Annotated in this window: 23 protein-coding genes; 20 read left to right on the top strand and 3 right to left on the bottom strand. The window is 53.6% G+C overall.

Annotated elements, in window-relative coordinates:
- The first annotated feature begins 1 nt into the window (after window position 1).
- From queG to J2X61_RS33865, 7 genes are all read left to right on the top strand, one after another.
- Entirely contained in the window at window positions 2–1,189 is a 1,188-nt protein-coding gene (gene queG / locus J2X61_RS33835) for a tRNA epoxyqueuosine(34) reductase QueG (RefSeq protein ID WP_310194637.1), read from the top strand.
- Complete coding sequence (locus J2X61_RS33840; protein ID WP_310194640.1) at window positions 1,186–1,749, top strand: methylated-DNA--[protein]-cysteine S-methyltransferase; 564 nt, start codon at window positions 1,186–1,188, stop codon at window positions 1,747–1,749. The genes queG and J2X61_RS33840 overlap by 4 nt, the downstream gene beginning before the upstream one ends.
- Window positions 1,746–2,777 carry an HD-GYP domain-containing protein gene (locus tag J2X61_RS33845; protein ID WP_310194642.1) on the top strand — a complete coding sequence of 344 codons (1,032 nt, stop codon included), beginning with the start codon at window positions 1,746–1,748 and terminating at the stop codon, window positions 2,775–2,777. The genes J2X61_RS33840 and J2X61_RS33845 overlap by 4 nt, the downstream gene beginning before the upstream one ends.
- Before the next feature lie 92 nt (window positions 2,778–2,869).
- A complete protein-coding gene (locus J2X61_RS33850) occupies window positions 2,870–3,079 on the top strand; it encodes a YneF family protein (RefSeq protein WP_274472239.1) in 210 nt (69 codons plus the stop codon).
- Between the two features lie 132 nt (window positions 3,080–3,211).
- Window positions 3,212–3,790 carry a TetR/AcrR family transcriptional regulator gene (locus J2X61_RS33855; RefSeq protein WP_274472240.1) on the top strand — a complete coding sequence of 193 codons (579 nt, stop codon included), beginning with the start codon at window positions 3,212–3,214 and terminating at the stop codon, window positions 3,788–3,790.
- 41 nt (window positions 3,791–3,831) lie between these two features.
- A complete protein-coding gene (gene folE / locus J2X61_RS33860; RefSeq protein WP_274472241.1) occupies window positions 3,832–4,422 on the top strand; it encodes a GTP cyclohydrolase I FolE in 591 nt (196 codons plus the stop codon).
- Window positions 4,423–4,680: 258 nt separating this feature from the next.
- On the top strand, window positions 4,681–6,000 hold the full coding sequence (locus J2X61_RS33865; protein WP_274472242.1) for a deoxyguanosinetriphosphate triphosphohydrolase family protein: 1,320 nt from the start codon (window positions 4,681–4,683) through the stop codon (window positions 5,998–6,000).
- Window positions 6,001–6,052: 52 nt separating this feature from the next.
- Here the strand turns inward: J2X61_RS33865 and J2X61_RS33870 are convergent, their stop codons facing one another.
- The gene (locus J2X61_RS33870; protein WP_274472243.1) at window positions 6,053–7,072 is read right to left on the bottom strand and encodes an alpha/beta hydrolase; all 1,020 of its coding nucleotides are present in this window, start codon (window positions 7,070–7,072) and stop codon (window positions 6,053–6,055) included.
- Window positions 7,073–7,386: 314 nt separating this feature from the next.
- On the opposite strand from J2X61_RS33870, the gene J2X61_RS33875 reads away from it, so the two are divergent.
- Both J2X61_RS33875 and J2X61_RS33880 read left to right on the top strand, forming a co-directional pair.
- Window positions 7,387–8,130 carry an IclR family transcriptional regulator gene (locus J2X61_RS33875; RefSeq protein ID WP_310194714.1) on the top strand — a complete coding sequence of 248 codons (744 nt, stop codon included), beginning with the start codon at window positions 7,387–7,389 and terminating at the stop codon, window positions 8,128–8,130.
- A 97-nt stretch (window positions 8,131–8,227) separates the two neighbouring features.
- Window positions 8,228–9,268: a cation diffusion facilitator family transporter gene (locus tag J2X61_RS33880; protein ID WP_310194646.1), complete on the top strand. Its 1,041-nt coding sequence runs from the start codon at window positions 8,228–8,230 to the stop codon at window positions 9,266–9,268.
- A gap of 57 nt (window positions 9,269–9,325) precedes the next feature.
- Here the strand turns inward: J2X61_RS33880 and sleB are convergent, their stop codons facing one another.
- Both sleB and acnA read right to left on the bottom strand, forming a co-directional pair.
- Window positions 9,326–9,985 (bottom strand): spore cortex-lytic enzyme, encoded by a 660-nt coding sequence (gene sleB, locus J2X61_RS33885; protein WP_310194649.1) that lies wholly within the window; start codon window positions 9,983–9,985, stop codon window positions 9,326–9,328.
- A gap of 748 nt (window positions 9,986–10,733) precedes the next feature.
- On the bottom strand, window positions 10,734–13,451 hold the full coding sequence (gene acnA, locus J2X61_RS33890; protein ID WP_274472246.1) for an aconitate hydratase AcnA: 2,718 nt from the start codon (window positions 13,449–13,451) through the stop codon (window positions 10,734–10,736).
- A gap of 294 nt (window positions 13,452–13,745) precedes the next feature.
- Here acnA and J2X61_RS33895 point away from each other — a divergent pair, with 294 nt between their 5' ends.
- The 11 genes from J2X61_RS33895 to helD all read left to right on the top strand — a co-directional run bounded on the left by J2X61_RS33895 (window position 13,746) and on the right by helD (window position 25,179).
- On the top strand, window positions 13,746–14,762 hold the full coding sequence (locus J2X61_RS33895; protein WP_274472247.1) for an amidase domain-containing protein: 1,017 nt from the start codon (window positions 13,746–13,748) through the stop codon (window positions 14,760–14,762).
- A 51-nt stretch (window positions 14,763–14,813) separates the two neighbouring features.
- Window positions 14,814–15,959 (top strand): D-alanine--D-alanine ligase, encoded by a 1,146-nt coding sequence (locus J2X61_RS33900; protein ID WP_310194655.1) that lies wholly within the window; start codon window positions 14,814–14,816, stop codon window positions 15,957–15,959.
- A 6-nt stretch (window positions 15,960–15,965) separates the two neighbouring features.
- On the top strand, window positions 15,966–16,283 hold the full coding sequence (locus tag J2X61_RS33905) for a hypothetical protein (protein ID WP_274472249.1): 318 nt from the start codon (window positions 15,966–15,968) through the stop codon (window positions 16,281–16,283).
- A gap of 148 nt (window positions 16,284–16,431) precedes the next feature.
- Window positions 16,432–16,728 (top strand): hypothetical protein, encoded by a 297-nt coding sequence (locus tag J2X61_RS33910; RefSeq protein ID WP_310194657.1) that lies wholly within the window; start codon window positions 16,432–16,434, stop codon window positions 16,726–16,728.
- Between the two features lie 89 nt (window positions 16,729–16,817).
- Complete coding sequence (uvsE, locus tag J2X61_RS33915; RefSeq protein WP_310194661.1) at window positions 16,818–17,804, top strand: UV DNA damage repair endonuclease UvsE; 987 nt, start codon at window positions 16,818–16,820, stop codon at window positions 17,802–17,804.
- 101 nt (window positions 17,805–17,905) lie between these two features.
- Window positions 17,906–18,676, top strand: coding sequence for an enoyl-ACP reductase FabI (fabI, locus tag J2X61_RS33920; RefSeq protein WP_274472252.1), 771 nt, complete (start codon window positions 17,906–17,908; stop codon window positions 18,674–18,676).
- Window positions 18,677–18,856: 180 nt separating this feature from the next.
- Entirely contained in the window at window positions 18,857–19,717 is an 861-nt protein-coding gene (locus tag J2X61_RS33925; protein ID WP_310194663.1) for an inositol monophosphatase family protein, read from the top strand.
- 128 nt (window positions 19,718–19,845) lie between these two features.
- Window positions 19,846–20,823, top strand: coding sequence for a sugar kinase (locus J2X61_RS33930; protein ID WP_310194665.1), 978 nt, complete (start codon window positions 19,846–19,848; stop codon window positions 20,821–20,823).
- Between the two features lie 32 nt (window positions 20,824–20,855).
- Complete coding sequence (locus tag J2X61_RS33935) at window positions 20,856–21,518, top strand: bifunctional 2-keto-4-hydroxyglutarate aldolase/2-keto-3-deoxy-6-phosphogluconate aldolase (RefSeq protein ID WP_274472255.1); 663 nt, start codon at window positions 20,856–20,858, stop codon at window positions 21,516–21,518.
- 60 nt (window positions 21,519–21,578) lie between these two features.
- Window positions 21,579–22,427 carry a VOC family protein gene (locus J2X61_RS33940; RefSeq protein ID WP_310194668.1) on the top strand — a complete coding sequence of 283 codons (849 nt, stop codon included), beginning with the start codon at window positions 21,579–21,581 and terminating at the stop codon, window positions 22,425–22,427.
- A 217-nt stretch (window positions 22,428–22,644) separates the two neighbouring features.
- Window positions 22,645–25,179, top strand: coding sequence for an RNA polymerase recycling motor HelD (helD, locus tag J2X61_RS33945; protein WP_310194670.1), 2,535 nt, complete (start codon window positions 22,645–22,647; stop codon window positions 25,177–25,179).
- Window positions 25,180–25,437: the final 258 nt, after the last annotated feature.

Consider the following 25,437-nt stretch of genomic DNA (forward strand, 5'->3'; position numbering starts at 1 on the left):
AATGGCTCTTTCCATGGAGACAGCAACGAAAGCAGATATCAGCAGACTACAGCAAGAGATCGTGGAAGCCGCGCCGTCCCTCGGTATTGATAAGATCGGCTTCACAACGGCGGAGCCGTTCACGGAATTGAAAGACATCCTTCTCCGTCACCGTGAGAAGGGGTTTGAATCCGGCTTCGAAGAGCCGGATATAGAGAAGCGGGTGCGCCCCGAGCTGAGCATGGAGGCGCCGCGGTCGATCATCTCCATCGCGGTGGCGTACCCGTCGAAGCTGGCGAACCCGCCGCGCTCGGAGCCCGGCGCGTACCGGGGGATCATCTCGCGCGCCTCATGGGGGCGAGATTACCACGATGTGCTTCGCGACCGGCTTGCGAAGCTGGAGGCTTTCATCGCGGAACGGATGCCTGACGCGAGGCTGCAGAGCATGGTCGACACAGGCGCGCTGGTCGACCGGGCCGTTGCCGAACGGGCCGGGATCGGCTGGTCCGGCAAGAACTGCGCCGTGATCACCCCCGAGTGGGGATCGTGGGTATATCTCGGCGAGATGATTACAGATATCCCGTTCGCAGCAGATACCCCGATGATGGACCAATGCGGCGATTGCACGATCTGTATCGATGCGTGTCCCACCGGGGCGATCGTCGGCCCAGGGCAGCTGAACTCATCCCGCTGCATCTCCTTCATCACGCAGACGAAGGGATATGTGGAGGACGAGTTCAAGCTGAAGATCGGCAACCGCCTCTATGGCTGCGATACGTGCCAGATCGTCTGCCCCAAGAACAAGGGGATGAACTGGACGCATCATCCGGAATTCGAGCCTGACCCGGAGAAGGTCAAGCCGCTCTTGATCCCCTTGCTGACAATGTCCAACAAGGACTTCAAAGAACAATACGGCCGCATCGCGGCGTCTTGGCGGGGCAAGAGGCCGATCCAGCGCAACGCCATCATCGCGCTTGGGAATTTCAAGGACCGTACGGCAGTGCCGGTCCTCAACGAGCTGCTGCAGGCCGATCCGCGGCCTGAGATCCGAGCGACGGCGGCATGGGCGCTCGGGCGGATCGGCGGCGAAGACGCGGCTGCGGCCTTGGAGAAGGCGCAGCAGGACGAGAGGGAGCCGGCCGTACGGGAAGATATTGAGAAAGCGATCGCAGCGGTTGCAGCAAGTTCAAGGGAGATGGAATCGACATGACATCACGACAGCAAGCGGATTCGAACGTCCTTTACTATACGGAGATTAATTCCCCGATAGGCACGCTCCTGCTGGTAGCAAGCTCCAAGGGGCTCTGCCGGATCGCTTTCGGATCATTCGCAGATAACCAAGACGAGCTGTGGCAATGGGCGGACCGCTGGTACGGCGGCTATGAGCTGCAAGAGCAAGCGTCCCGGCTGTCGCCGGCAGTCCGGCAGCTGGAGCAATATTTCAGCGGGGAACGCCTGCGTTTTGACGGGGAGATGGATTTGCGGGGGACGGATTTTCAGAAAAAAGTATGGGCGGCCTTGTGCGATATTCCTTACGGTACGACGGCTTCCTACAAAGATATTGCCGAAGCCATTCAATCTCCGAAAGCGGTCCGAGCGGTCGGCGGTGCGAACAATAAGAATCCGATTCCCGTCATGATTCCGTGTCACCGGATCATTGGCGCCGGCGGGGATCTGGTCGGTTACGGCGGCGGTCTGGACATCAAAGTGAAGCTGTTGGATCTGGAACGGCCTGTGGCCAGGACCGAAGCGGGCAGGGGGAGCCTATGAAATACGTACATCTGGATACCGTGGAGCCGGGGCAATATTTGGGGCGCACCATTTTCGCCGGCAATGGATCGATTCTGCTTTCCGAAGGTGTGCAGCTGACGGTCTTCATGATTAATACGTTGAACCGGATCGGCATTACGATGGTGTATATCAAGGATCCCAATCTGGAAGATGTGGAGATTCCGGAGCTCCTTTCGGAGGAGACGAAACGCATCGTCATGCAGCAGATGGGGCAGACCTTCGCCGCGATCCGCTCGGGCAAGGAATTCAATTCCCGTGCCATGAGCATTTCGATCGACACGCTGCTGGATGAAGTGATGAAGAACCGTGACGTGCTCGTCCAGTTGACCGATATCCGGACGAAAGATAACGAGAAGTACGTTCATGCGACGAACGTCTGTATGATGTCCGTTCTCATAGGGATCAATATGGGCTTTAACGTGACGCAGCTGAAAGAACTGGCCATCGGCGCACTCCTGCACGACATCGGCAAGGTTGAATTAACCTATGACGACGAATCGCCGGATGAGCGGAAGCACCATACTTGGCGGGGGTTTGAGCTCCTGAAGAACAAACGCGAGTTCAGTCTGCTCATCGCCCATGTCGCATTCCAACATCATGAAGCGTTAGACGGCGGCGGCATACCGAGAGGGTTGACCAGCGATGAGATTCATCTTTATGCGAAAATAACGGCAGTTGCGAATATGTACGACAATCTGCTATCCGGAGATTCGGAAGGGCGGCGTTTGCTGCCGTATGAGGCTTGCGAGCATATGATGGCTTTGGCGGGCACGAAGCTGGACCGGGAGGTTCTCATTCAATTTCTGAAAACCGTGTCCATCTACCCGACGGGAGCTTCCGTACGGTTGTCGAACCGGGAGACCGGGGTCGTTGTCGGCCAGCATCGCGGGCTGCCGAGCCGTCCGATCGTACGCATTGTGAAGCAGGACCAGTCGGATAACCAGCTGGAAATCAAGGAGCTCGATCTGGCGAAGCATACGACGTTGTTCATTGAGCAAGTGCTGTAAAATGCAGCCAAGCCATTTGTAAACTATTCGGCAGAAATGATATGATAAAGCAAGCAATCTATACACCATTTACACTTGCAGGGGGCATACTTATGTGGAGTTACATCATTCCCATTCTCACGTTGATTGTGGGCTTAGTGGGCGGATTTTTCATCGGCGTCTTCTATTTGAAGAGACAGCTGGAAGCGATGCAAAGCAATCCGGAAATGCTGGCCAAGATGGCCAAGCAAATGGGCTATAACATGAATAAACAGCAAATCAACAAGGCGCAGCAAATGATGAAAAACCAAAAGTGGAAATAATACAAGAGCGATAACTACTCCAGAGGGCTTTGCTGACCAACCGTTCGACCGGCGGGCAGTACGAGCCCTTCCTATTATGGCCGGACAGCATGAAATTAGGACATACCAGTACGATTCAGAGGTGGCTAGTCGATGGCAAGCAACAAAGACCGCATCTTGGAGGCCGCGATGGAACTATTTCATGATCATGGCTTTCAGGGGACGGGACTAGAGGATATTTTGTCGAGCAGCGGAGTATGCAAAAGTAATTTTTATTATCATTTCAAAAGCAAAGAAGAACTGGGCATAAGGGTCATTGAGCGCAAGGTGCAAGAAATGAGACAGTCCGTTATGGAGCCGAGCCTGGGGAATAGCAAGCTTTCGCCGAAGCAGCGCGTGCTGGCCTTATTCGAACGTATGATCACCTTCTGCGAGCAGCATGAATGCCGCAAAGGCTGCTTCTTCGGCAACTTGGCGCTGGAGCTGAGCGACAGCTCGGAGGAGCTGCGTAAGCCGCTTAGCGGTTTCTTCAGCGAGCTGGCGGCAGAGGTGGAAGCTTGCCTGCAGGAAGGACGTAAGCAGGGGGAGCTGTCGCTGCAGGGATTGACCCCGGTGGAGCTGGCGACGCCGATCGTTTCCTTGCTGGAAGGCGGCATGCTGTTGGCCAAAACGCACAAGGACAGCAAGGCGATGAGGGACGGGATCAAGGTGTTAACGGTGTGCATGGGCTGAGGTTTATGAGAAGAGGATATGAGAAGAGGAGTGGAGAGAAGATGGCATCTATTGAATACAAAAATACGAGAGTTGCTGAGAATCGCGAACAGATTGAGCATCATGTGAGGGAGATTCTGCGGTTGATCGGCGAGGATGTGGACCGGGAGGGCTTGCTGGACACGCCTGCGCGCGTTACACGGATGTATGAGGAAATCTTCGCCGGCTATGAAGCGAATCCTCGCGACGTGCTTGGCGTTACGTTCGACGAGCAGCATGAAGAGCTGGTCATTATCAAAGATATCATTTATTACAGTCAGTGCGAGCACCATATGGCGCCCTTCTTCGGGAAAGTGCACGTTGGGTACCTGCCCAGCGGCAAAGTAGCGGGATTGAGCAAGTTCGCCCGTCTGGTCGACGTCGTGACCCGCAAGCTGCAGGTGCAGGAGAGAATTACTTCGGAGATCGCCGACATCCTGGATGAAGTGCTGAAGCCGCACGGCGTGATGGTTGTCGTCGAAGGAGAGCATATGTGCATGTGCTCCAGAGGAGTCAAGAAGTACGGCAGCGAGACGATCACCTCGGCTGTGCGCGGCTCGTTCCGGACAGACTCAACGCTTCGCTCCGAGTTCCTTTCTTTGATCAATCGATGAGTTCATTGTTAAGGGGATGTGCATGAAGACAAAGGTCTTGTGCATCATCCCTTTTTTGCATGGAAAGCGGCAAGGTGACTTGTTGAGGGATGGATAGTTATAGTATTCTTTTATAAATAAAAAATGCTGCTGGTAACTGGCGTACATGCTGTAGCATAAACTGATAATAACGGCTGAAGGAATGCAGCGGCTTATTAACCAGCTATATACGATACATAATCAAAGAAGCCAGCAAGAGCACGATGAGGGGGCAAGCGAATGAACAACATACGAAAATACCGGCCCGGCGAGGCCGCTTCCTCTAAAGTGAGCGAAGAACGGGATGAATTTGAACGGGATTACGCCAGGCTGATCCAATCTCCGACGTTTCGGCGTCTTCAAGGCAAGTCGCAAGTGTTTGGCGCCGGCTCCGGCGACTATTACCGGACACGGCTGACGCATTCGCTGGAGGTGGCCCAAATTGCCAGGGAAGTAGCGAAGCGACTGGAGCGGACGAACCCTTTTCTGCAAAAGAGAGAGCATCCGGGACTTATCATTGACCCTACCGTGGTGGAATGCGCGTCCATTGCCCACGACTTCGGACATCCGCCATTCGGGCACAAAGGGGAAGAAGTACTCAACCATATTCTGATGAAGGACCACGGATTGAAATATGAGGGCAACGCGCAGAACTTCCGCATCTTGATGTTCCTCGAGAAGCGGGCGGGCAGCGAAAGCGGGCTCGATCTCACGGCCGCCGTGCTGCTCGGCATTAACAAGTATCCGTTCCTGCTGGAAGAGGAAGGAAGGCTCAAGGGGGTCTATGCTTCCGAATGGGAGATCATCCGCGAGCTTCGGCACCAGTGGCAGATGCCTGAGGGCTGCTCTACGCTGGAAGCACAGCTGATGGATTTATGCGACGATATCGCATACTCGACGCATGACATCGAAGACGGGATCCGCGCGGGCAAAATCCAGATGAACGCTACATTCTTTGAGGATCAGAGGCTCATCCGGCATTTGGTGATGGAAATTCTGAACGACCCCAACAAGCACAAATTCGGTTGGGAACAGATCGATATCGAGAAGATGGTCCGGCAAGTGCTGACGGATTACCTCGAGCAATGGCAGCAAATTTTTGCTGAGTGCAACCGGGAGGAGTCCCGCACGCGCAGGGAGATGAAGGCGCGCTGGGTAAGCTCCTTCGCCAGCCGGCTGGACATTCTCGACGATGCCGAACGGGGCTGGAAGAAGGTCGCGCTCGTGAAAGACGGTGCGGAGGATATGAATCTGCTGCGGACGATGGAAATTTTGAAGAAGCTGGCGTGGGTTACGTTGATCAAGGATTTCCGAGTCCTGCGTCTGCAGAAACGCAGCGAGATCATCGTCGAACGCTTATGGGAAAGCTTCATCGATCAGGATCGCGGCATGTGGATCATTCCGCCGGATTGGATCGACAGCTACGAACGCCGTAAGGGCAGTTGGAGCTGGCCGCGCTTCGTCGCCGATTATATCTCCGGCATGACTGACGCCTATGCGGAGAAGGTGTATGCGGAGCTGTTCGCGAGCAAGTCGGGTTCGATTTATGAAATGGACTAAAGGGCGGAATCGGATGTCCGCAAAAAAATATCGACCCCGCAAGGGGTCGATTTTATAGGGAGGAGGGAATACCGGATGAATGGACGGCAGCCGGGGCTGGCGTCGATAACCCGTTCAGGAAGCTGAGCGTCGTGCTTACATATTTCTTCGGTTCTGCGCGGTACAGCAGCTCATGCTGCGCTTTGGGAATGATCCACAGCTTCGACTGCGCATCATGCTGTACTTTGAAAATGTCCTCTACCATTTCGTAAGGAGCCTTGGAATCCTCGGTCCCATGAATGAAATAGATGGGCATGGAGTAATCGGTTGATGTCACCTTCTTATACGGAACTTCGCGCAAGCTCACGCCGTTCAATAGCGGAAAGAATAAGCGAACGAGCGGGAGAGACGGGAATTTCGGTACGTTCACGACTTGCTTCATATTGTGATAGAGCGTATCCGGATTCAGCATGAAGGTGCTGTCCAGAATCATCCCTGAAATATCGGATCCTTGTTGGAGAGCGGCTTGAAGCGCAGTTCCTGCTCCCATGGAGAAGCCCCAGATATAGATCGGTCCGTCGGATAAGTGCTTCACATATTGGATGGCGCCCAGCAGCTCTTGCGATTCCTGGATGCCGCCGGTCATGATCCGTTCGTTGCCCGGCTGGACATAGCCGTAATCGAACATGAGCACATTATAGCTCTGCATATGAAGCTCGCGGGCCAAATTGTAGAGCGGAACCCATAGCTCTTCGCGATTGCCTCCGTAACCGTGGGAGAAAATGACGGTCTTATTGGATTGGGCTGGAATAAACCAACCGTCCAAATGGGAAGTGCCGTTCAAGCTAGGGAACGTGATACTGCTGTACGGAAGCCCGACAGCTCGCATCGGATCGGAATGCAGCGGATCGATATGCGGCCGCGCCAGCGTCCACGCAATATAGGCATGAAAGGCAAGCAGCAGCGACATGCATAAGGTTAAGATTGAGATCAGGATGGTGAGAATCAGCCTTCTTTTGCGTACAATCGGACGGGTAACGACCTGATCTAATGTAGGTTGAATTGAGCCAGGGGATAGAGATGTTGATGGCATCGCAGCACCCTCCCTCCATAGAATTAGTGTGGTTAAATCAGCTGCTCTGGGGTGATATCGGGAGAATGTTAAAATTATCTAAAAATTCAGATAAGTAATGTATTATCTTTATCTTATTCTGAATGCGCTTTCAAGTCAATGAGGGTGCGGGAAATGTAAAGCCCTTGTAATCGTTCTGTAACAATGGAAGAAACAGATGTTTGACCTTTACGCCCGTATGTAGTTTGGTTATACTAGATATAACTGGGTTTCATATAGTGAAACATCATATAGGTTTACATGGCTGGAAACATACAGTGAAAGTGGTGGTAGTCATGGAAGATAGCAAGCTGACCGTACGTGCAGTTGAGCGTGCTTTAGATATTATGCTCTGTTTTACCGGGGCGACCGAGCTGACATTGACGGAGATTGCAAGCCGTGTGGAGTTACATAAAAGTACGGTGCACCGCCTCTTGGCTTCGCTGGAAGGCAAGGGCTTCGTGATGCGCGACGCCGCCACGGATAAGTACCGGCTCGGTTATCGTCTATGGGAGCTGTCCGCCAACCTCTCCAAGGAGGGCGACCCCGGCATCATCCTGCTGCCGGAAATGGAACGGCTGCGCGATCTCCTCGGCGAGACGATCTCGTTGTATGTGCAGGACGGCCTGGAGCGGATTCGCATCCAAGCCGTGCAGAGCACGCACGCCATTCGCCGCGTCGCCCCTGTCGGGGCGCGAATGCCGCTCTACGTCGGCGCCTCGAGCAAGGTGCTCGTCGCCTTCGCGGAACCCTCGCTGCAGCAGCAGCTGCTGGCCTCGGCCGATTGGCCGACCGGGCTTGACCAGCAGGCGTTCCTGCTGCAGCTCAGCGAAACGAAACGCGCCGGCTTCGCTACGAGCGTGGAAGAGCGCGAGCCCGGTGCGGCGGCGGTGGCCGCACCGATCTTGGACCACGGCGGCCGGCTTGTCGCCGCTCTCGCGGTTTCCGGTCCAGCGAACCGGCTGACGCTGGAGGAAATGCAAGCGCAGGCGCCTCTCATTATGGAGGCGGCGCGGCGCATGGGCACGATGCTGCGTTAGGGCAGCATCGTTGCAGAATCACCCCTATCCGGGTCATGGATAGGGGATTTTTTGCTTCCCGGAGGCTCATACTAGAAGACGGAAGGGAGTGGCGCGTATGAAGAAGACAGCCTCGATGCTGGCGATCTGGATTAGTCTCGCCAGCAATATTGTGCTTACAGCGATCAAGATTGCGGTAGGCCTTTTATTCAACAGCCAGGTGCTTGTCGCTGACGGCATTCACAATGCCGGCGACGTCATCGCGACGGCGACGGCGTACAGCTCCATGCGCGTATCGAATAAGCCGGCGGATGTCGAGCATCCCTACGGCCACGGGAAAGCCGAGGTGCTCGGCGCCTTCATCGTGGCGATCATTTTGGCCGGGGCTGCGATTTATATGGGGTATCATTCGATTCATGCGCTTTTCGAGCCTGCGGGCGAGGCGCATTTGATTGCATTTATCGCGGCTCTCATATCCCTTATCTCCAAGCAAATCCTTTATGTGTACACCATGCGCGTCGGACGCCGCCTTAACAGCAAAGGATTAATCGCCACGGCTTACGATCATTTGGCCGATGTGTATGCCTCCATCGCTGCTTCGGTCGGGATTGGCTTAGCGCTGATCGGCGACCGCTGGGGGTACGGGTTCCTGGCTTACGGGGATCCTGTCGCCGGGATTATCGTGTCCTTCCTGGTGCTGAAGCTGGCGTACGAAATGGGCCGCGAATCGTTCGATATTCTAATGGAGCGCAGCGTGAATATGGAGCAAATCCGGCAGTATGAGACGCAGATTCGGTCCGTCCCGGAGATTAAGCGCATCGACCGTTTGCGGGCACGCGAGCACGGTCACTATATCCTGGTCGATGCCAGACTCGGCGTCCCCGGCAGGCTGACGATTCAGGAAGGGCATGATATTTCCCGTCTGATCAAGCACAAAATTATGAGCGCTCATTCCGAGGTGGATGAGGTGCTCGTGCATTTCAATCCTTGGTATGCGGATGGTGATCCGCAAGCAGGCTCCGGTCCCGGCCTCAGCCCAAGCCTCGGCCCAAGCTCCAGCCCCGGCCCCAATCCAAGGTCCAGCCCAAGCTCCAACCCCGACTCTGCGGCTTCCTCCTCAGCCATGGAGGGCTCTGACGAAGAAAAGAGGCTGCACTGATCCGAAGATCAGGCTGCCTCTTTGTTTGGGGTTTGGGGGGATTGCTGATGTGATGTCTTATTTCGCGAAAATATGATTCCCGATCTGCACGGTCTGCGGACGCGACCAGATCCACGAGCTTGTCGCTGTTTGCGGGTTGAAGTAGTACAGAGCGCCTTTGGTCGGATCCCAGCCTCTCACAGCGTCCTGGGCTGCCAGGTAAGCGGTTCTGTCCGGCGTTAGCCAATACTGGCCATCGTCCACCGCGGTAAAGGCACCAGGTTGAAAAGCGATTTCCTTAATCGTATTCGGAAACTGTGAAGATTGAAGCCGGTTCATAATAACGGCACCGACGGCAACTTGCCCTTCATAAGATTCCCCGCGTGCTTCGCTATAGATGAGTTTCGCGAGAATATCAAGCTCTGCCCGGTTCGCCGAGAAGTCGTACAGGGCGTTCCATGTATCTAAACCGGTAATGCCATCCGGCGTTAATCCGTAGTTGCTTTGGAAATTTCGAACAGCTTGCGTCGTGCTTTCCCCATATATGCCATCCATCGGCTTGGAATAGTAGCCGAGCATTTTCAGACGGAATTGAAGATCCCATACATCCCCATTTTGGCTTCCTCGTTTTAAAACCGCTGTTGCCGCGTAGGTGGTTTGCGTATAACTGCCAAGTGCAGAAGTAACACCAATTGCCGCGAACAGCATGACGAGGATGAACTTTTGTAATGATTTCATCATCATCTCTCCTTTCGCTTTCCTAATTATAGGCACGGGATTGTAGGGGGCTCAACCCACATTTATTGGAAATGTGTCCCAAACATGCGGTACGACTGGGTTTATCGGACTTTTTGAAAGCGGATTCATGGTTGCTCGTTAACACTTCTTTTGGGAATGGATGGAAGTGTGGGGGGCCGAAAGCAATCTGTCCGTATGGATGGGGGACTGGAAATACGCCCCTGAGATTCCATTTGACGCTTGGCGTTTTTGCAGGATTCCACCGCCGCGGTACTGAAACGGGGCAAACCTCCTCTCGAGCAAGCCGTAACAGGAATTCCTCCAGTTAATTCAGCGAGATAGGGCCCCTGTGGGCATGATAACGGGAAATACTCCAGTTATTTCTGAGAAAAGTGGCGTGCTAGCCGTTTCAACAGTTATTTTAACTGGAGTTATTCCCGCTATTAGCCTCAGGAGCCGAAGAATCGATGGAATAGCTGGAGTATTTCCATTTACGGCAGCCTAGCCGAAGAGAGCTCGGCAATTCTCGCGGAAACGGATGAGAGTTCGTGTTCGGTAATGGTGTACCGAGACTGGCATGCAGCCTCGCGGATGAACCCAGCAAGCCCTACACGAAGCAGTTGAGCTTGCTGAACCGCACCGAGGCAGAGAGCCGCTGCTACGCTTGTTATGTGTGCAGGCCGCTGCGCCCGCCCCAAACGCAAAAAAACCGACAGAGCGAATCGCCCTGTCGGTTATCCTTATGCTATTAGTTCTTCTCAGCCAAGATTTGGCGAAGAACAGTTTGCAGAATACCGCCGTTACGGTAGTAGTCCACATCAACCAAGCTGTCCAGACGAACAAGCACGTTGAAGTCGAAGGTTGTTCCGTCTTCGCGAGTTGCCGTTACTTTTACAGTCGAACCTGGTTGAACGTCGTTGCTCAGACCTGTGATATCGAACGTTTCGCGGCCTGTGATACCGAGTGTTTTCCAGCTAGTTCCGTCAAGGAACTGCAGCGGAAGAACGCCCATACCGACAAGGTTACTGCGGTGAATACGCTCGAAGCTTTCAGCGATAACGGCTTTCACGCCGAGCAGGAACGTACCTTTTGCCGCCCAGTCACGGGAGCTTCCGGTTCCGTACTCTTTACCAGCGATAACGACGAGGTTCTGGCCGTTCTCTTGATATTTCATGGATGCATCGTAGATGGACTCCACTTCGCCAGTTGGCAGGTAAGTCGTTACGCCGCCTTCTGTTCCTGGTGCCACTTGGTTACGAATACGGATGTTCGCGAACGTTCCGCGCATCATCACTTCGTGGTTACCGCGGCGGGAACCGTAGGAGTTGAAGTCTTCTCTTTTTACACCATGATCGATCAAGTATTTGCCAGCCGGGCTGTCAACTTTGATGTTACCTGCAGGGGAGATGTGGTCCGTTGTAACGGAATCGCCCATGAGTGCCAAAGTTTTCGCGCCGCGGATATCAGCGATATCATCCAGAACCGTACCCAGATCCGTGAAGAACGGAGGCTCTTGAATGTAAGTGGAGTTCGTGTCGAACTCGTACAGGTCGCCTTCCGGAATAGCGATTTGGTTGAAACGCTCATTCGCACGGAATACGTTGCTGTATTTGTCGCGGAACATGTCTGCGCTCATCGCTACGCCAAGAGCTTCTTGAATCTCTTGGTTCGTTGGCCAGATGTCTTTGAGGTAAACTGGTTGATTGCTTTGGTCGTAGCCGATCGGATCGTTAGCCAAATCAATGTTCACTGTACCTGCAAGAGCATAGGCAACAACGAGTGGAGGGGATCCCAGGTAGTTCGCTTTCACTTGAGCATGAACGCGGCCTTCGAAGTTACGGTTACCGGAAATAACAGCAGCTACCGTCATATCGTTGTCAGCGATCGCTTTGCTAACTTCATCCGGAAGCGGACCGGAGTTACCGATACAAGTTGCGCAGCCGTAACCTGCAACGTGGAAGCCCAGAGCTTCCAGCGGCTCAAGCAAGCCTGCTTTCACCAGGTACTCGGTAACAACCAAGGAACCAGGTGTCAGGGAGCTTTTCACGAATGCCGGTTTTCTCAAACCGCGAGCTACGGCTTTCTTCGCCACAAGACCTGCACCCAGCATAACGCTTGGGTTGGATGTGTTCGTACAGGAAGTGATCGCTGCGATAACAACGGAACCTGTCGTCATTTTCACAGTATCGCCGTTCGGATAGACCACATCGACTTGCTCGTTGATTTTCTCTTCAGACAGACCGTATCCGCCTTTGTCGATTGGCGTACGGATGATGGAGTTGAAGGACTCCTTCATGTTCGTAAGCTCAACGCGGTCTTGCGGACGCTTAGGACCAGCCAAGCTTGGTACGACGGAACCGAGATCAAGCTCAAGGACATCCGTGAACACAGGATCTGGCGTAGCGTCCGTACGGAACATGCCTTGCGCTTTGTAATAAGCTTCTACGAGGGCGATTTGCTCTTCGTCGCGGCCAGTGCCTCTGAGGTAGTTCAGCGTTTCTTGGTCAACTGGGAAGAAGCCGATGGTTGCGCCGTACTCAGGAGCCATGTTCGCTACAGTTGCACGGTCAGCCAGGGAGATGTTGCTCAGACCAGGACCGAAGAACTCGACGAATTTGCCGACTACGCCTTTTTTACGCAAAATTTGCGTTACAGTCAGAGCCAAGTCCGTTGCCGTAGCGCCTTCTGCCAAGTGGCCAGTCAATTTGAAACCTACAACGTCCGGTGCAACGAAGTACAACGGTTGGCCAAGCATACCGGCTTCAGCTTCGATACCGCCGACGCCCCAACCTACAACGCCAAGACCGTTGATCATCGTTGTATGGGAGTCCGTACCAACCAAGGAATCCGGATATACGACAGTTTCGCCGTCGATTGTTTTGGTAGCTGCAACAGATGCCAAGTACTCCAAGTTTACTTGGTGAACAATACCTGTTGACGGAGGAACCGCACGGAAATTATCGAACGCAGTTTGCGCCCAACGAAGGAAACGGTAACGCTCTTCGTTTCTTTCGAATTCTAAGTTAATGTTCGTGTCGAGCGCATCCGGGGATCCGAAAGCGTCAACCATGACAGAGTGGTCGATAACAAGGTCTACAGGAACAAGCGGGTTGATCCGTTTAGGGTCTCCGCCTTCACGAGCCATTGTCGCACGCATTGCCGCAAGGTCAACGACGACAGGAACGCCTGTGAAGTCCTGAAGAACGATACGAGCTGGAATGAAAGGAATTTCTTTGTTGTCATCGCGGCCTTCAGCCCAGCCAGCGATTTGTTTGACGTGGTCGCTTGTAATCGCGCGGCCGTCGAATTGACGGATCGCAGCTTCGAGCAATACGCGAATGGAAACAGGAAGATTGCTGATCGTTCCGTGACCTTGGCTTTCGAAGTCAGGAAGACTGTAGTACTGGAATGATTTCGTTCCAACAGTTAACTGCTTACGCACAGAAAAAGTGTCCTTATTGGACATGGGTTATTCCTCCTTTAAATATCTTCATCCATTGTGTTTCATCTAGTGAAATCCAATTTCATTAATCCCCTATCTCAAGTATAGCGTTTCGCTGTGATTGAGTAAAGATTTATTTCAATCATTTTTACCGTTTAAATGTCATATATTGAATCAATTCAAAGCAAATCGGGCTCGTCCTACGATAACAGTTATTTTGCCGCATAGCGTAATTTCCATAAATGAATGATTCCTATCCAGCAAGCGACTGCGCAGCCATTTTGTCATGCAAAAAAACTTTTTGGGAGGGTTACCCCGATGTCCTGGAAAACAGCGCTCTATCATTATGTTCATGCCAAAAATCAAGCGGAGCTCGAAGGCTCCGCAGCGCCGCTAGAAGCCTATATCTCAGATAGCGCTTCTGTAAGAAAGCAGGATATCAGGGCCCGCAGGCTCCTGGAAAGCTTTCGGGAACGCGATGCCAAGCTGCTGCGAGGAGAGACCAAGCTGCGTCTCACCGGTGTCCGGGAAACCGCGTATGGGATCATAGCGGACATCCAGCTTCACCGGCAGCTGCACTACCGGATCGGATCGGCTGCGCATCTCGAAGAGCGGATGGAGTCGGAACGCGTCGTCATCGACAGTACGGCGAATCGTTGGCTCGTTAGAACGACGGAGTCCCTGCAAGGGGAACGATCGTTCCCGGGCAAGCGGGGCGTCTTTTTGCCTGAGCAGGAACAATTATCGGAGGGGGTCCGGAGGGCGCCGTCCCTCCCGTATATCAACCATAGTATACTCAACAGCGGAGCTCAGGAATTCGTTTCCCGCAAAATCATTTATAACCGTCCCAAAGCCGTCCAATATGCGGAAACGTGGTGGCAAACGCCCAATCCGAAGTATGAGGAATTTGAAGTCGATTGCACGAATTTTGTCTCGCAATGCCTCTTTGCAGGCGGGGCTCCAATGGACTATACTGGGAAAAGGGATTTGGGCTGGTGGTATGCGGGCCGAAGAGGCAATCAAGAGCTCTGGAGCTTCTCCTGGGCGGTCGCCAACAGCTTGCAAAGCTTTCTCGCGCACAGCCGCAAAGGGCTGCAGGGCCATGCTGTCGAAGATCCCCGCGAGCTTGAGCCGGGCGACACGATCTCTTATGACTGGGACGGCGATGGCCGGTACCAGCACAATGTAATTGTGACGGGCAAGGATGCCAACGGCATGCCGCTCGTCAACGCGCACACCTATAACAGCCGCAATCGTTATTGGGCTTATAAAGATTCGCCTGCCTGGACGGAGCGCACCAAGTACGTTTTCGTTCGGGTTGCTGATGAAATGTGATCTGTTTTTAATGAAGAATGAAGGAATAGAACGACTAGACGGAGGTACGCAATGAGCGGCAAAATTAAGGTTGGACTCATCTATGGGGGGAAATCAGGAGAGCATGACGTGTCCTTGCAGACAGCTATGGCCGTTATGAAAGCCGTGGACTTCACGAAATATGAAGTGATCCCGTTTTATATCTCCAAAAGTGGCGAATGGAGAAGCGGCGCTCCACTACTCGCTCCCATAACATCGAAAGAGGTGCTGACCTTCAGCAGCGGAGATGCTGCCAACGCACCTGTTTCTAATGCTTTGGCACCTATTTTCGGCGCTGTCCAGCAAAAAGGCGATGTCGCAATCGCTGCAGCGGCGCAGGCTGGAACGAAAGATGCAGGGTTGGATGTGATTTTCCCGCTGCTGCACGGTACGTTCGGCGAAGACGGGACGATCCAAGGATTATTGGAAATGGCGAACGTTCCTTACGTAGGAGCAGGGGTGCTTGCTTCCGCCGTCGGCATGGATAAAGTCATGATGAAGAAGATCTTTGCGCAAGAAGGGCTTCCGCAATGTATTTTCCGTCATTTCACACGGGCGGAGTGGGAGAGAAATCGTGCCTATCACCTCGTTGAACTCGAGACGGCGATCGGCTACCCTTGCTTCGTAAAGCCGGCGAACCTGGGCTCCAGCGTTGGAATTTCCAAAGCTAGAAATCAAGAGGAGCTTATTCAGGCGGTTAATTTCGCCTTCCAATACGACCGCAAGGTGATTATTGAAGAAAATATCGATGCCCGGGAGATCGAAGTCGCTGTTCTTGGCAATGACGAGCCGCAAGCTTCCGTTGCCGGTGAAATCGTGTCCTCGAACGAATTCTACGATTACAAAGCGAAATATGTAGACGGCAAATCGGCGATGGTCATTCCGGCGGAGATTCCGACGGAGATATCAGAGCGCATCAGAGAGCTGGCGATTAAAGCTTTCCAGGCGATCGACGGCAGCGGCTTATCCCGTGTTGACTTCTTCCTGGGCAAAGCCGATCAGAAGGTTTATATCAACGAAATCAATACGATGCCTGGCTTTACGCCTTTCAGTATGTACCCGCTGTTATGGCAGGAATCGGGCAAACCCTACGCAGAGCTGCTGGACGATCTGATTCGTCTGGCTATTGACCGGCATACGGCGAAGCAAAATATCCAATATACTTTTGATGTGGAGTAGATGCTCATGGGATTTCAAACGGAATTCAATTCGGTCTGTAAATTCAAGTCCGCGCAGGAGTTGTTCGAGCTGTTGGAATACGGCCGCGGCAAAATGGTCAAAAGCGGCTTCCGCGTCTTCCCGACAGGGCAGAAGGTGATTGCGTATACTCCTGACAATCAGGCGATCGCAATTGTCAAAATTCTGGCCTCCATCGCGGAAATCAACTTCCAAGGCGAAGAAGTGACGCAGGTGGAGATGGAGCTGGTTCGCCGGCTGACGGAAGAAGAGGCAACCGTCCAAACGAAGCTCGCCCACGAAATGTTTTTCGGAGAGCAAGCTTAATAGAAGAAGACATCGTCCGGATGGACGGTGTCTTTTTTATACCGTGGTACTGCAAGCGGTACTACAAGAAGTTAGTACTTATTCTCCCGGTCCGGCAGAGCTACAATAGTCTGTAGATGCATTTAGCAACACGGAAGGAATGAGTGTATTGAGAAAATTTCGCGCCTACTGGCTTTTTAATATCCTTTTCGGTATCCCGACGCCCTATGTCGTCATCTTTCTGATATTTGGCTTTTACGGCTTCATGTCGCCATCTTCGACGCAGGATAAGTATGTCGCCGCGGCAGCCTTAACCCTATATATTCTTGTATGGTTGATCGGGAATATAATCATCCTGCGCAAAGAGGACCGCGGAACCATGCTGGGGATGCTGGCGCTAAGCCCTTTGCCGATCGGCGTCGCGGCTTTTTGCAGCTTCAAGATCATCATGGCGCTAACCACGTGAAGGAAGCGAACCTTCAAGGTATGGCGCTTCTGAACCCTGGGTAACCTAAGACAGTATTTTTTACCATGACTTCTTGGAGGTTCACAGGCATGATGATTCGCCTCGGGTATGTGGCGATGTCGACGGTCGTCAAGAACGCCTCGCCGTCCAAAACAATGACAGCCACCAACTTCAGCAAGCTGGCGGACCGTGAGGCCGCGATACGGAAGCTGGAGCGCATAGGCGCGGAAAACCTTCATAATACGCTCCGGCTGCTGCGCCATAACCGGGCGCATGACATCATGGTTTTCCGCTTCTCCTCCAGGTTCATTCCCCTTATCGGGCATGAGATGCTCGGAGACTGGGATCCGATACCCGTGCTCTCCGCCGAATTCGAAGAGCTTGGCGCCTACGCCAGGCAGTGGGGCATGCGCGTGAGCTTTCACCCGGACCACTTCACCGTGCTTAGTACGCCGAAGGCCGATGTGCTGCAGAAGTCCGTCGCCGATCTGGAGCGGCATAATGCGATGCTGGACGCGATGGGGTTCGGCCCTGAAGCCATGTACAACATTCATGTCGGGGGTTCGTACGGGGATAAGCAGAAGGCCGCGAAACGGTTTATTCAGAATTTCGCAGCGCTCCGTCCCGAGATCCGGCACAGAATTACGCTCGAGAATGATGATAAGACGTTCACCGCCGGAGAGACGCTGGAGATTGCGGAAACCGTCGGAGTGCCCATGGTTCTGGACGTTCATCACCACGCCGTCAATAACGAGGGAGAGGACGCCGCCGAGATGTGGCCGCGCATTCAGCGCACGTGGTTAAGACCGGAGATCAGCCTGCCTTCGCCTGAAGAGGCGCTTCCGCCCAAAATACACGTTTCCAGTCCCAAGAGCGAATCCGACCCGAGAAGCCATGCCGATTATGTTGAGATCGGTCCCCTGATGACATTCCTTCGCGCCATAGCGCCGACAACACCAAGATTGGACATCATGATTGAAGCCAAAATGAAGGACGAAGCGCTATTTCGCCTCATGGAGGACTTCAAGCTCCAGGAAGGAGTCACGGTCAGGGACCAAGCATCCGTCGAGCTGTAGTAATTCCGTATTTATTTCTTGAATTGTTTGGCAAAATGGGGTACTTTGGAGAATGGGTAATAGTACGCATAATCCAATGTTGAGAGGGGTTTTCCGCGACCATGAGTCAACTGTTAGCAGGAAAAAATATACTTGTCATGGGTGTTGCCAACGACCGCAGCATCGCATGGGCGATTGCGCAATCCTTAGCGGCACAAGGCGCTAATCTGGTGTTTACGTATGAGAACGAGCGCGTTGAGGAACGCGTGCGCAAGCTGGCCGACACGATCCCGGGTGCTACGCTGATGCCTTGCAACGTTACGGTGGATGCCGAGATCGATACGCTGGCTGAGACGCTGAAGGACAAGCTCGGCGTTGTTCATGGACTTGTACATAGCATTGCTTTTGCCAGAACGGAAGAGCTGGACGGCTTGTTCGTCGACACCTCCCGCGATGGTTTCGCCTTGGCGCACGACATCTCCGCGTACTCGCTCGTCGCGGTGTCCAAGCGCATTTATCCGCTGATGACGGAAGGCGGCAGCATCATGACGATGACCTACCTCGGCGCAGAACGCGCGATGAAGAACTACAACGTCATGGGCGTGGCCAAAGCGGCATTGGAAGCTTCCGTACGCTACCTGGCGGCTGATCTCGGCCAATTCGGCATTCGCGTGAACGGCATTTCCGCAGGGCCGATCCGTACGCTGGCTGCCAAAGGCATCAAAGATTTCAACTCCATCCTGCGTCAAGTGGAAGAGAAAGCCCCGCTGCGCAAAACGACCGAAACAGCCGAAGTAGGCGACACGGCGATGTTCTTAATGAGCAACCTGTCCCGCGGCATCACGGGCGAAGTGATTTATGTGGACGGCGGATACCATATCGTCGGCGTTTAATAAGATTCGTTGATATAAGAAACGGTCCGTATTGCCCTAAGCCGGCAGTGCGGATTTTTATTTTTGCGATATGTATGATTGTACGAATATTTTGGGATGAAACGTACTAGTATTACAAACGTATAATTTACTATACTTAATTTACTTATAAATTCAATTAATAAGAAAGAGTTGATATAAATGGCAAATAGTGGCGCGGAACCTTATGTAATCGGGAGTAAAAGCTTCACGGCAGTGGCTATTAACACGGCGGCCAAAGCAGGTGAATGGATTAAGAGCAAGATGGGAGATATCAATCGCATCGACACGAAATACTCACCGCAGGACCTGGTGACGGAAGTGGATAAGGGCTCTGAGAAGCTTATCCGCAATTTGATTATGACGCATTTCCCGAATCATTCGATTCTGGGGGAAGAGGGCGTAGAACCGGGACCGGAAGCTTCGGCAAGGGCGCTGCAAGCGATGATCGAAGAGGAATACCTCTGGATCGTGGATCCGATTGACGGCACGACCAACTTCGTTCACGGCTTTCCGTTCTTCTCCGTCTCGATCGCACTGGCTCACAAAGGCGAGATCATTGTAGGCGTCGTGTATGACCCTTCCCGTGACGAACTGTTCGTTGCCGAGAAAGGCAAAGGGGCTTACATGCACGGCAAAAAGGCGCTCGTATCCGAGGAAGACCGATTGTCGAGCTCTCTGGTGGCAACAGGGTTCCCGGCTGACCGCAACGGGGCTCTGCCGATTAACCTGAAGGGCGTGCAGGCGCTGGCGCCCAAAGTGCGCAACCTGCGCGTAGCCGGTTCGGCAGCCTTGCATCTGGCTTATGTCGCGACAGGCAGACTGAGCGGCTTCTGGGAAGTTGGCCTGAACGCTTGGGATATCGCGGCGGGAGCCTTATTGATTCAGGAGTCCGGCGGACAAGTGACGGATACGGAAGGAAGGCCATACAATTTGGCCGTGCGCAATGTGCTGGCAACGAATGGACATATCCATGATGAGCTGCGGCAGGAGCTGGCGCAAGCGCAAGCGACCGGGTTTTAGATAGTGACAGAGGAGCCGCGATGGCGGCTCTTTTTTGTTGGCAATAGGGCGTTAATGCACTATAATATGAGGTATAATCATAGTTTAAACGTTTCAATTAACATTCAGAGAATGGATGGAGACTATTCATGACAATGAACACACAAGCTCAATCGCTAGCGTCACCTGACATTATCACTTTCGGAGAAACAATGGCGCTGCTCATGCCATCTAACGGGAAGGGGCTCGAGTATTCATCCGAGCTTCACAGTTTATTCGGCGGCGCGGAAAGCAACGTGGCGATCGGTATCTCCCGTCTGGGCGGCAGCGCGGGCTGGTTCGGACGTCTAGGCAAAGATCCGATGGGCCGTCTGATTTACAAAAAAATCCGCGGCGAAGGCGTCGACGTCTCCCGCGCTGAATTGACGGCGGAAGCTCCCACAGGCCTGATGATGCGCGAAGTCATCATGGGCAAAACGTCCGTCTACTATTACCGCAAAAATTCGGCCGCCAGCCGTATGAGCGTGCAGCACCTGGACGAGACCTATATCGCCGGAGCGAAAATGCTGCACCTGACAGGCATCACGCCGGCGTTAAGCGAATCTTGCAAAGAGGCCGCTTTCGAAGCCGTCCGCATCGCCCGCAAGCATGGCGTCAAAGTCAGCTTTGACCCTAATCTGCGGCTGAAGCTATGGAGCATCGACGAAGCGCGACCTGTGCTGCTGGAGTTGGCCGGCCTGTGCGATATTTTCCTGCCGGGGCTGGATGAGCTGAAGCTTCTGTACCAGACGGAAGACTGGGATGTGATCGTAAGCAAGCTGCGTGAGCTGTCGGCAATCTCCATAGTCAAAGGCGGAGAGAACGAAACGTATGTCGTCACGAAGGACGCCGTCACGGCCGTCCCTTATTTCAAGGCGGAGCAAGTGGTCGATACGGTTGGCGCAGGAGATGGCTTTTGTGCAGGGTTTCTGGTAGGCTTGTCCAAAGGATACGAGTACACCGAAGCGGTGCGTATCGGCAATCTGGTAGGCTCTCTGATCGTGCAAACCGAGGGCGACTGGGAAGGCGCTCCTACTTGGGAGCAAGTGGATGCCATTCTTAACGATGTTAAACATATAGAACGCTAAATGCATGCTTGCAAAAGAAGGAGAAGATTCCGTTGAAGAAATTGAAACTTGTTCAGCAAATATCAAATGAAGGCGTCGTAGCCGTCCTCCGTGGCGAAACGCCGGAAGAAGTCGTAGAAATGGCGAATCAAGCTATTGCAGGGGGCATCAAAGTCATCGAGGTCACAATGACGGTGCCATTCGCGCTGCGCGCCATCGAGGAGCTTGCGAAGCGCTACTCGAGCACTACGCAGGACGCATCCAAATACGCGATCATCGGCGTGGGCACGGCCCTCGACCCGGAAACAGCGCGTGCTGCGATTCTGAGCGGTGCCGAGTTCGTCGTCGGCCCGTCGCTGAACCCCGGCACGGTTGCACTGTGCAACCGTTACCGCGTGCCCGTCATGCCAGGGTGCATGACGATCCAGGAAATTCAAACGGCGCTGGAGCTTGGCGTCGATATCGTGAAGCTGTTCCCGGGTAACCTCTATTCCCCGGCGATGATTAAAGCCATTAAAGGTCCGCTGCCGCAGGCGAACATTATGCCAACCGGCGGGGTCTCGCTGAGCAACCTCGGCGAATGGATCCAAGCCGGCGCCGTAGCCGTCGGCATCGGCTCCGATTTGACCAGCGAAGCGGTCAAAACCGGCAATTACAGCCTTGTCGCTAAGAAGGCTGCCCAATATATCGAGGCCTACCAAGCGGCCAAGAAGTAGGATTTGGATGCGCTCCGTCGAATGGATGACGGAGCGCTTTTTTTTGTGGGAGGGATCGCATTGGGTCATGAAGGGGCGAGACTGCTTTTGCAAGTGGACGACCTGCAAGCGTCGATAGCTTATTATACAGCCCGGCTTGGCTGGACACTGTTGGAAACCGGGGCGGCCGGCCATGCGGCGCTGATGCATATCCTTAACGATTATCGAGCGGTATTAATCGAACGCGGTCAACCGGCCGGGAGCTGGCTGCTGCCTAAATATACCGCTCCGAAGCCCGGCGACTTGATCTACCTGGGCGTTCCTTCTGTTAACGAAGTGGAGCGAGACCTGCTAGACAAGGACTTCGGGGAGCTAAAAAAAGAAGAAGATCCCGGCCATATTCGCAAACTAATCGTACCGGATCTCAACGGGTATACATGGGTGTATTGGGAAGAACTTGCCGCAACGGATGAGGAAATAGCAGCTATGTATGCAGACGGACCGGGAGAGCTGGAACGTGTGGTAGCCGGCTTGACGGCCGGGCAGTTGGGCTTATCCATCGAACCGGGTAAGTGGACGATACGCGAGCATGTGCTGCATGTGGTGGACTTGGAGCAAGTCGCCATGCATAAAGTGAAATATGCCCTGGCTGAGCCAGGCCGTACGTTCCAAGGCAACAGCTTCTCCCAGGACGACTGGTGCGCAGGGCTTGATTACCGCAACAGGCCGATCCGTGCAGAGCTCCTGCTGTTCCGAGCTATGCGGGAGCATATCCTGGGCTTGTGCGAGCATTTGCCGGACGCCTTACAGCGCTCGGTGATCACTCAAGATCGCGAGGAAACAGTGGCGAAACTGTTGAAAATGATGGCAGGCCACGCGCTGCATCACATCCGAACGGTGCAGAGGATTCGCGAGCTGCATAATTGTTAAGAAGGTAACATAATTACTGGGCAAACAGGATAAGCATACAGAAAACCCTAGGTCAGAAAAGTGACCTAGGGTTTATTGATTATGGGCGATTAATCTGCTAAGATATAGAGTGATACAATATTTAGGATAAATAACATTATTATCCTAATATAATTATAGCATGAAGACAAGATCAATGTCAAACCGCAATTCATTTAGCGAGAAAAGAGGCGTTGTTATGAGTCTGACAGATCAGGATTGGGCGGCAGAAAAGCGAAGAGTGGAAGAAGTAACAGCACAAATGAGTGTCAAAATAACAGAACTTACGGAGCAGGTCGGTCTCGTTCAATCCGATGTCGTAGAAATTCGCAAGCATTATTGGGACGAAGTGACGATGGATATGAGTACGACGGAAGATGCGATGGAATCCATTGCTAGCATGAGGCAGCAATCGGAGGTGCTGGCTGAACGGGAACGTACGCACCGTCAAGCATCTAAGACATTGGGTAATTTGAAGCGGCTGGTGAGTTCGCCTTATTTTGGCCGTATTGATTTTATCGAGCGGGGAGATCAGACGGCGGAGGCGGTCTACTTGGGCATTGCTTCTTTTCTGGATGAGGAGGAGGGACTGTATCTCGTGTATGATTGGCGAGCACCTATCTCGAGCTTGTATTACGACTATGCGCCTGGAGAGGTTGCGTTTACGACACCGGGGGGCACCGTTGAGGGCCGCATGGAGCTGAAGCGGCAGTACGTCATCCGCGACGGGCAAATACGTCTCATGTTCGATACCGGCGTGACCATTGGAGATGAGCTGCTGAAGCAGGTGCTCTCCAAAAGCTCCGATGCGCACATGAAAACCATTGTCGCTACGATCCAAAGCGAGCAGAACCGGATTATCCGCAACGATCAAGCCCGTATGCTGATCGTGCAAGGCGCTGCCGGCAGCGGCAAAACATCGGCGGCACTGCAAAGAGTGGCCTACCTGCTCTACAAACATCGGGAAACGCTCAGTGCCGATCAGATGGTTTTGTTTTCACCCAATCCGCTGTTCAACCATTACGTATCTAACGTACTCCCGGAGTTAGGGGAGGAGAACATGCAGCAAACGACCTATCAAGCCTATCTGGAGCACCGGCTGGGCGCTATGTTCGACGTGGAAGACGCGTACATGCAGCTGGAATACGTATTGACGCAGGGGCAAGAGCGGGCTGACTACGAAGGGGCTCCGGAGTTGCTGGAGGAGGCATACGCAGCCAGGATAAGCGGAATACAATATAAGTCTTCCACATCGTTTCTGGAGGTTATTGAAGCCTATAAAAAGCGTTTGGAGCATGCCGGCATGCGGTTTCACCCTATTCGGTTTCAGGAGAAGGAAGTGCTGGGCGCAGATCGCCTGACAGCACGTTTCTATAGCTTCGATCCGTCGATTAGACTGCCGAACCGTTTGGAATTGATGAAAGGATGGATTGTGGAGCAGTTGGAAAGCTTTGCCGAGCAGGAGATGGAAGAACCCTGGATCGATGAGGAGATCGAGCTTCTCAGCAACGAAGACTATCACAAAGCATACATGAAGCTCCGCAAAATGGAAGGCGGCCTCAACGCCTCATTCGATGATTATGAGCAGGAAAGACATCTGCTGGCCCAAGTCGTCATGAAGGAGCACTTAAAACCCGTACGAAGCGCAGTCAAGCGGCTTGAGTTCGTGGATCTGGTCGGGCTGTACGGGCAGCTTTTCGGGCTTCGGGCGGAGGATGGAGTGGAAGCAGAGGCAGTAGAAGGGGGAGCAGTAGGAACAGGACTAGGAGTAGGAGCAGGAGCAAGAGTAGGAGTAGATGGAGGAACAGAAGCAGGAGCGGAAGCAGATGCAGCAGCAGAAGCGAGAGTGGAAGTGGAAGCAACAACGGAGATGGCGGATATGCCGGCCTTCTGGCCGCAAATCTGCAAGCGGACGTTGGAGGAGTTGGCGCATTCCAGACTGCCGTACGAGGACACGACGCCGTTTCTTTACATGATGGAAGCCGTTCTCGGCTTCCGGACGAACGCCTCCGTGCGTCACGTCATCATCGACGAAGCGCAGGACTATTCTCCATTTCAGTTGGCCTATCTGAAACGGCTCTTTCCACGCAGCCGCATGACAGCGCTGGGCGACCTCAACCAGGCGATCTTCTCGCACGCTTCCGCGTACAGCGAAATCGATCCGATCGCCGCCCTGTACGGGCCGGAACAAACGGAAGTGATCCGTTTGTTCCGCAGTTATCGCTCCACGCGCGAGATCGTGGAGTTCACCCGCGGCATCGTGCCGGGCGGCGATGCCATAAAGCCATTCACCCGCGACGGCGCCTTGCCGCGGGTGGTGGTCGCCAGCGATCGCGGATCGCTGCATAGCGGACTCGCAGCCGAGGTGAACCGGCTGCTCGGGGAGGGCTATGCCTCAATCGCGATCATAACCAAAACCGCGAGCGAGAGTGCACTCGCGCATCAAGCCCTTACGCCCCTGCTGCAGGCAGCGCCGGGGCTTATCACCAAAGACAGCCCGACCTTTGAGCCTGGCGTCCTCGTCATCCCTTCGTATCTTGCGAAGGGGGTCGAATTCGATGCCGTACTCATCTATGATGGTTCCCATCATCAGTACGGCCGTGAGAATGAGCGCAAGCTGTTTTACACGGCTTGCACACGGGCGATGCATGAATTGTGCATCTTCACTTTAGGTGAACCAAGCCAGTTTATAACGAGTCAACCACGCGATACTTATGTCAATGTGGAAGGATAACGTGCTAGGGCTCGCTACTTGAAGGAGACAGACATATTGGGGTGGAGAACTCAGTGCGGGCCGCTTTATGCCTACTATCCCATTGGCTCAGGGTGTGAGATGCGGGGAATGCTCGCCTTATGACCACTATCCCATTGGCTCAGGGTGTGAGATGCGAGGATGCCCGCCTATGACCACTATCCCATTGGCTCAGGGTGTGAGATGTGAGCAATGTCCGCCTATGACCACTATCCCATTGGCTCAGGGTGTGAGATGTGA

It is taken from the genome of Bacillus sp. 3255, assembly GCF_031456485.1.
In the GTDB taxonomy this organism is placed as follows: domain Bacteria; phylum Bacillota; class Bacilli; order Paenibacillales; family NBRC-103111; genus Paenibacillus_E.

Bases quoted from the DNA above. Each gene is read 5' to 3' on its own strand.
- folE (WP_274472241.1), top strand. From the start codon at position 3,832: ATGGCATCTATTGAATACAAAAATACGAGAGTTGCTGAGAATCGCGAA.
- J2X61_RS33895 (WP_274472247.1), top strand. From the start codon at position 13,746: ATGTCCTGGAAAACAGCGCTCTATCATTATGTTCATGCCAAAAATCAA.
- helD (WP_310194670.1), top strand. From the start codon at position 22,645: ATGAGTCTGACAGATCAGGATTGGGCGGCAGAAAAGCGAAGAGTGGAA.
- J2X61_RS33850 (WP_274472239.1), top strand. From the start codon at position 2,870: ATGTGGAGTTACATCATTCCCATTCTCACGTTGATTGTGGGCTTAGTG.
- J2X61_RS33845 (WP_310194642.1), top strand. From the start codon at position 1,746: ATGAAATACGTACATCTGGATACCGTGGAGCCGGGGCAATATTTGGGG.
- J2X61_RS33925 (WP_310194663.1), top strand. From the start codon at position 18,857: ATGGCAAATAGTGGCGCGGAACCTTATGTAATCGGGAGTAAAAGCTTC.
- J2X61_RS33880 (WP_310194646.1), top strand. From the start codon at position 8,228: ATGAAGAAGACAGCCTCGATGCTGGCGATCTGGATTAGTCTCGCCAGC.
- J2X61_RS33930 (WP_310194665.1), top strand. From the start codon at position 19,846: ATGACAATGAACACACAAGCTCAATCGCTAGCGTCACCTGACATTATC.
- J2X61_RS33870 (WP_274472243.1), bottom strand. From the start codon at position 7,072: ATGCCATCAACATCTCTATCCCCTGGCTCAATTCAACCTACATTAGAT.
- J2X61_RS33905 (WP_274472249.1), top strand. From the start codon at position 15,966: ATGGGATTTCAAACGGAATTCAATTCGGTCTGTAAATTCAAGTCCGCG.
- J2X61_RS33840 (WP_310194640.1), top strand. From the start codon at position 1,186: ATGACATCACGACAGCAAGCGGATTCGAACGTCCTTTACTATACGGAG.
- queG (WP_310194637.1), top strand. From the start codon at position 2: ATGGCTCTTTCCATGGAGACAGCAACGAAAGCAGATATCAGCAGACTA.
- fabI (WP_274472252.1), top strand. From the start codon at position 17,906: ATGAGTCAACTGTTAGCAGGAAAAAATATACTTGTCATGGGTGTTGCC.
- acnA (WP_274472246.1), bottom strand. From the start codon at position 13,451: ATGTCCAATAAGGACACTTTTTCTGTGCGTAAGCAGTTAACTGTTGGA.
- J2X61_RS33900 (WP_310194655.1), top strand. From the start codon at position 14,814: ATGAGCGGCAAAATTAAGGTTGGACTCATCTATGGGGGGAAATCAGGA.
- J2X61_RS33865 (WP_274472242.1), top strand. From the start codon at position 4,681: ATGAACAACATACGAAAATACCGGCCCGGCGAGGCCGCTTCCTCTAAA.
- J2X61_RS33875 (WP_310194714.1), top strand. From the start codon at position 7,387: ATGGAAGATAGCAAGCTGACCGTACGTGCAGTTGAGCGTGCTTTAGAT.
- sleB (WP_310194649.1), bottom strand. From the start codon at position 9,985: ATGAAATCATTACAAAAGTTCATCCTCGTCATGCTGTTCGCGGCAATT.
- uvsE (WP_310194661.1), top strand. From the start codon at position 16,818: ATGATGATTCGCCTCGGGTATGTGGCGATGTCGACGGTCGTCAAGAAC.
- J2X61_RS33855 (WP_274472240.1), top strand. From the start codon at position 3,212: ATGGCAAGCAACAAAGACCGCATCTTGGAGGCCGCGATGGAACTATTT.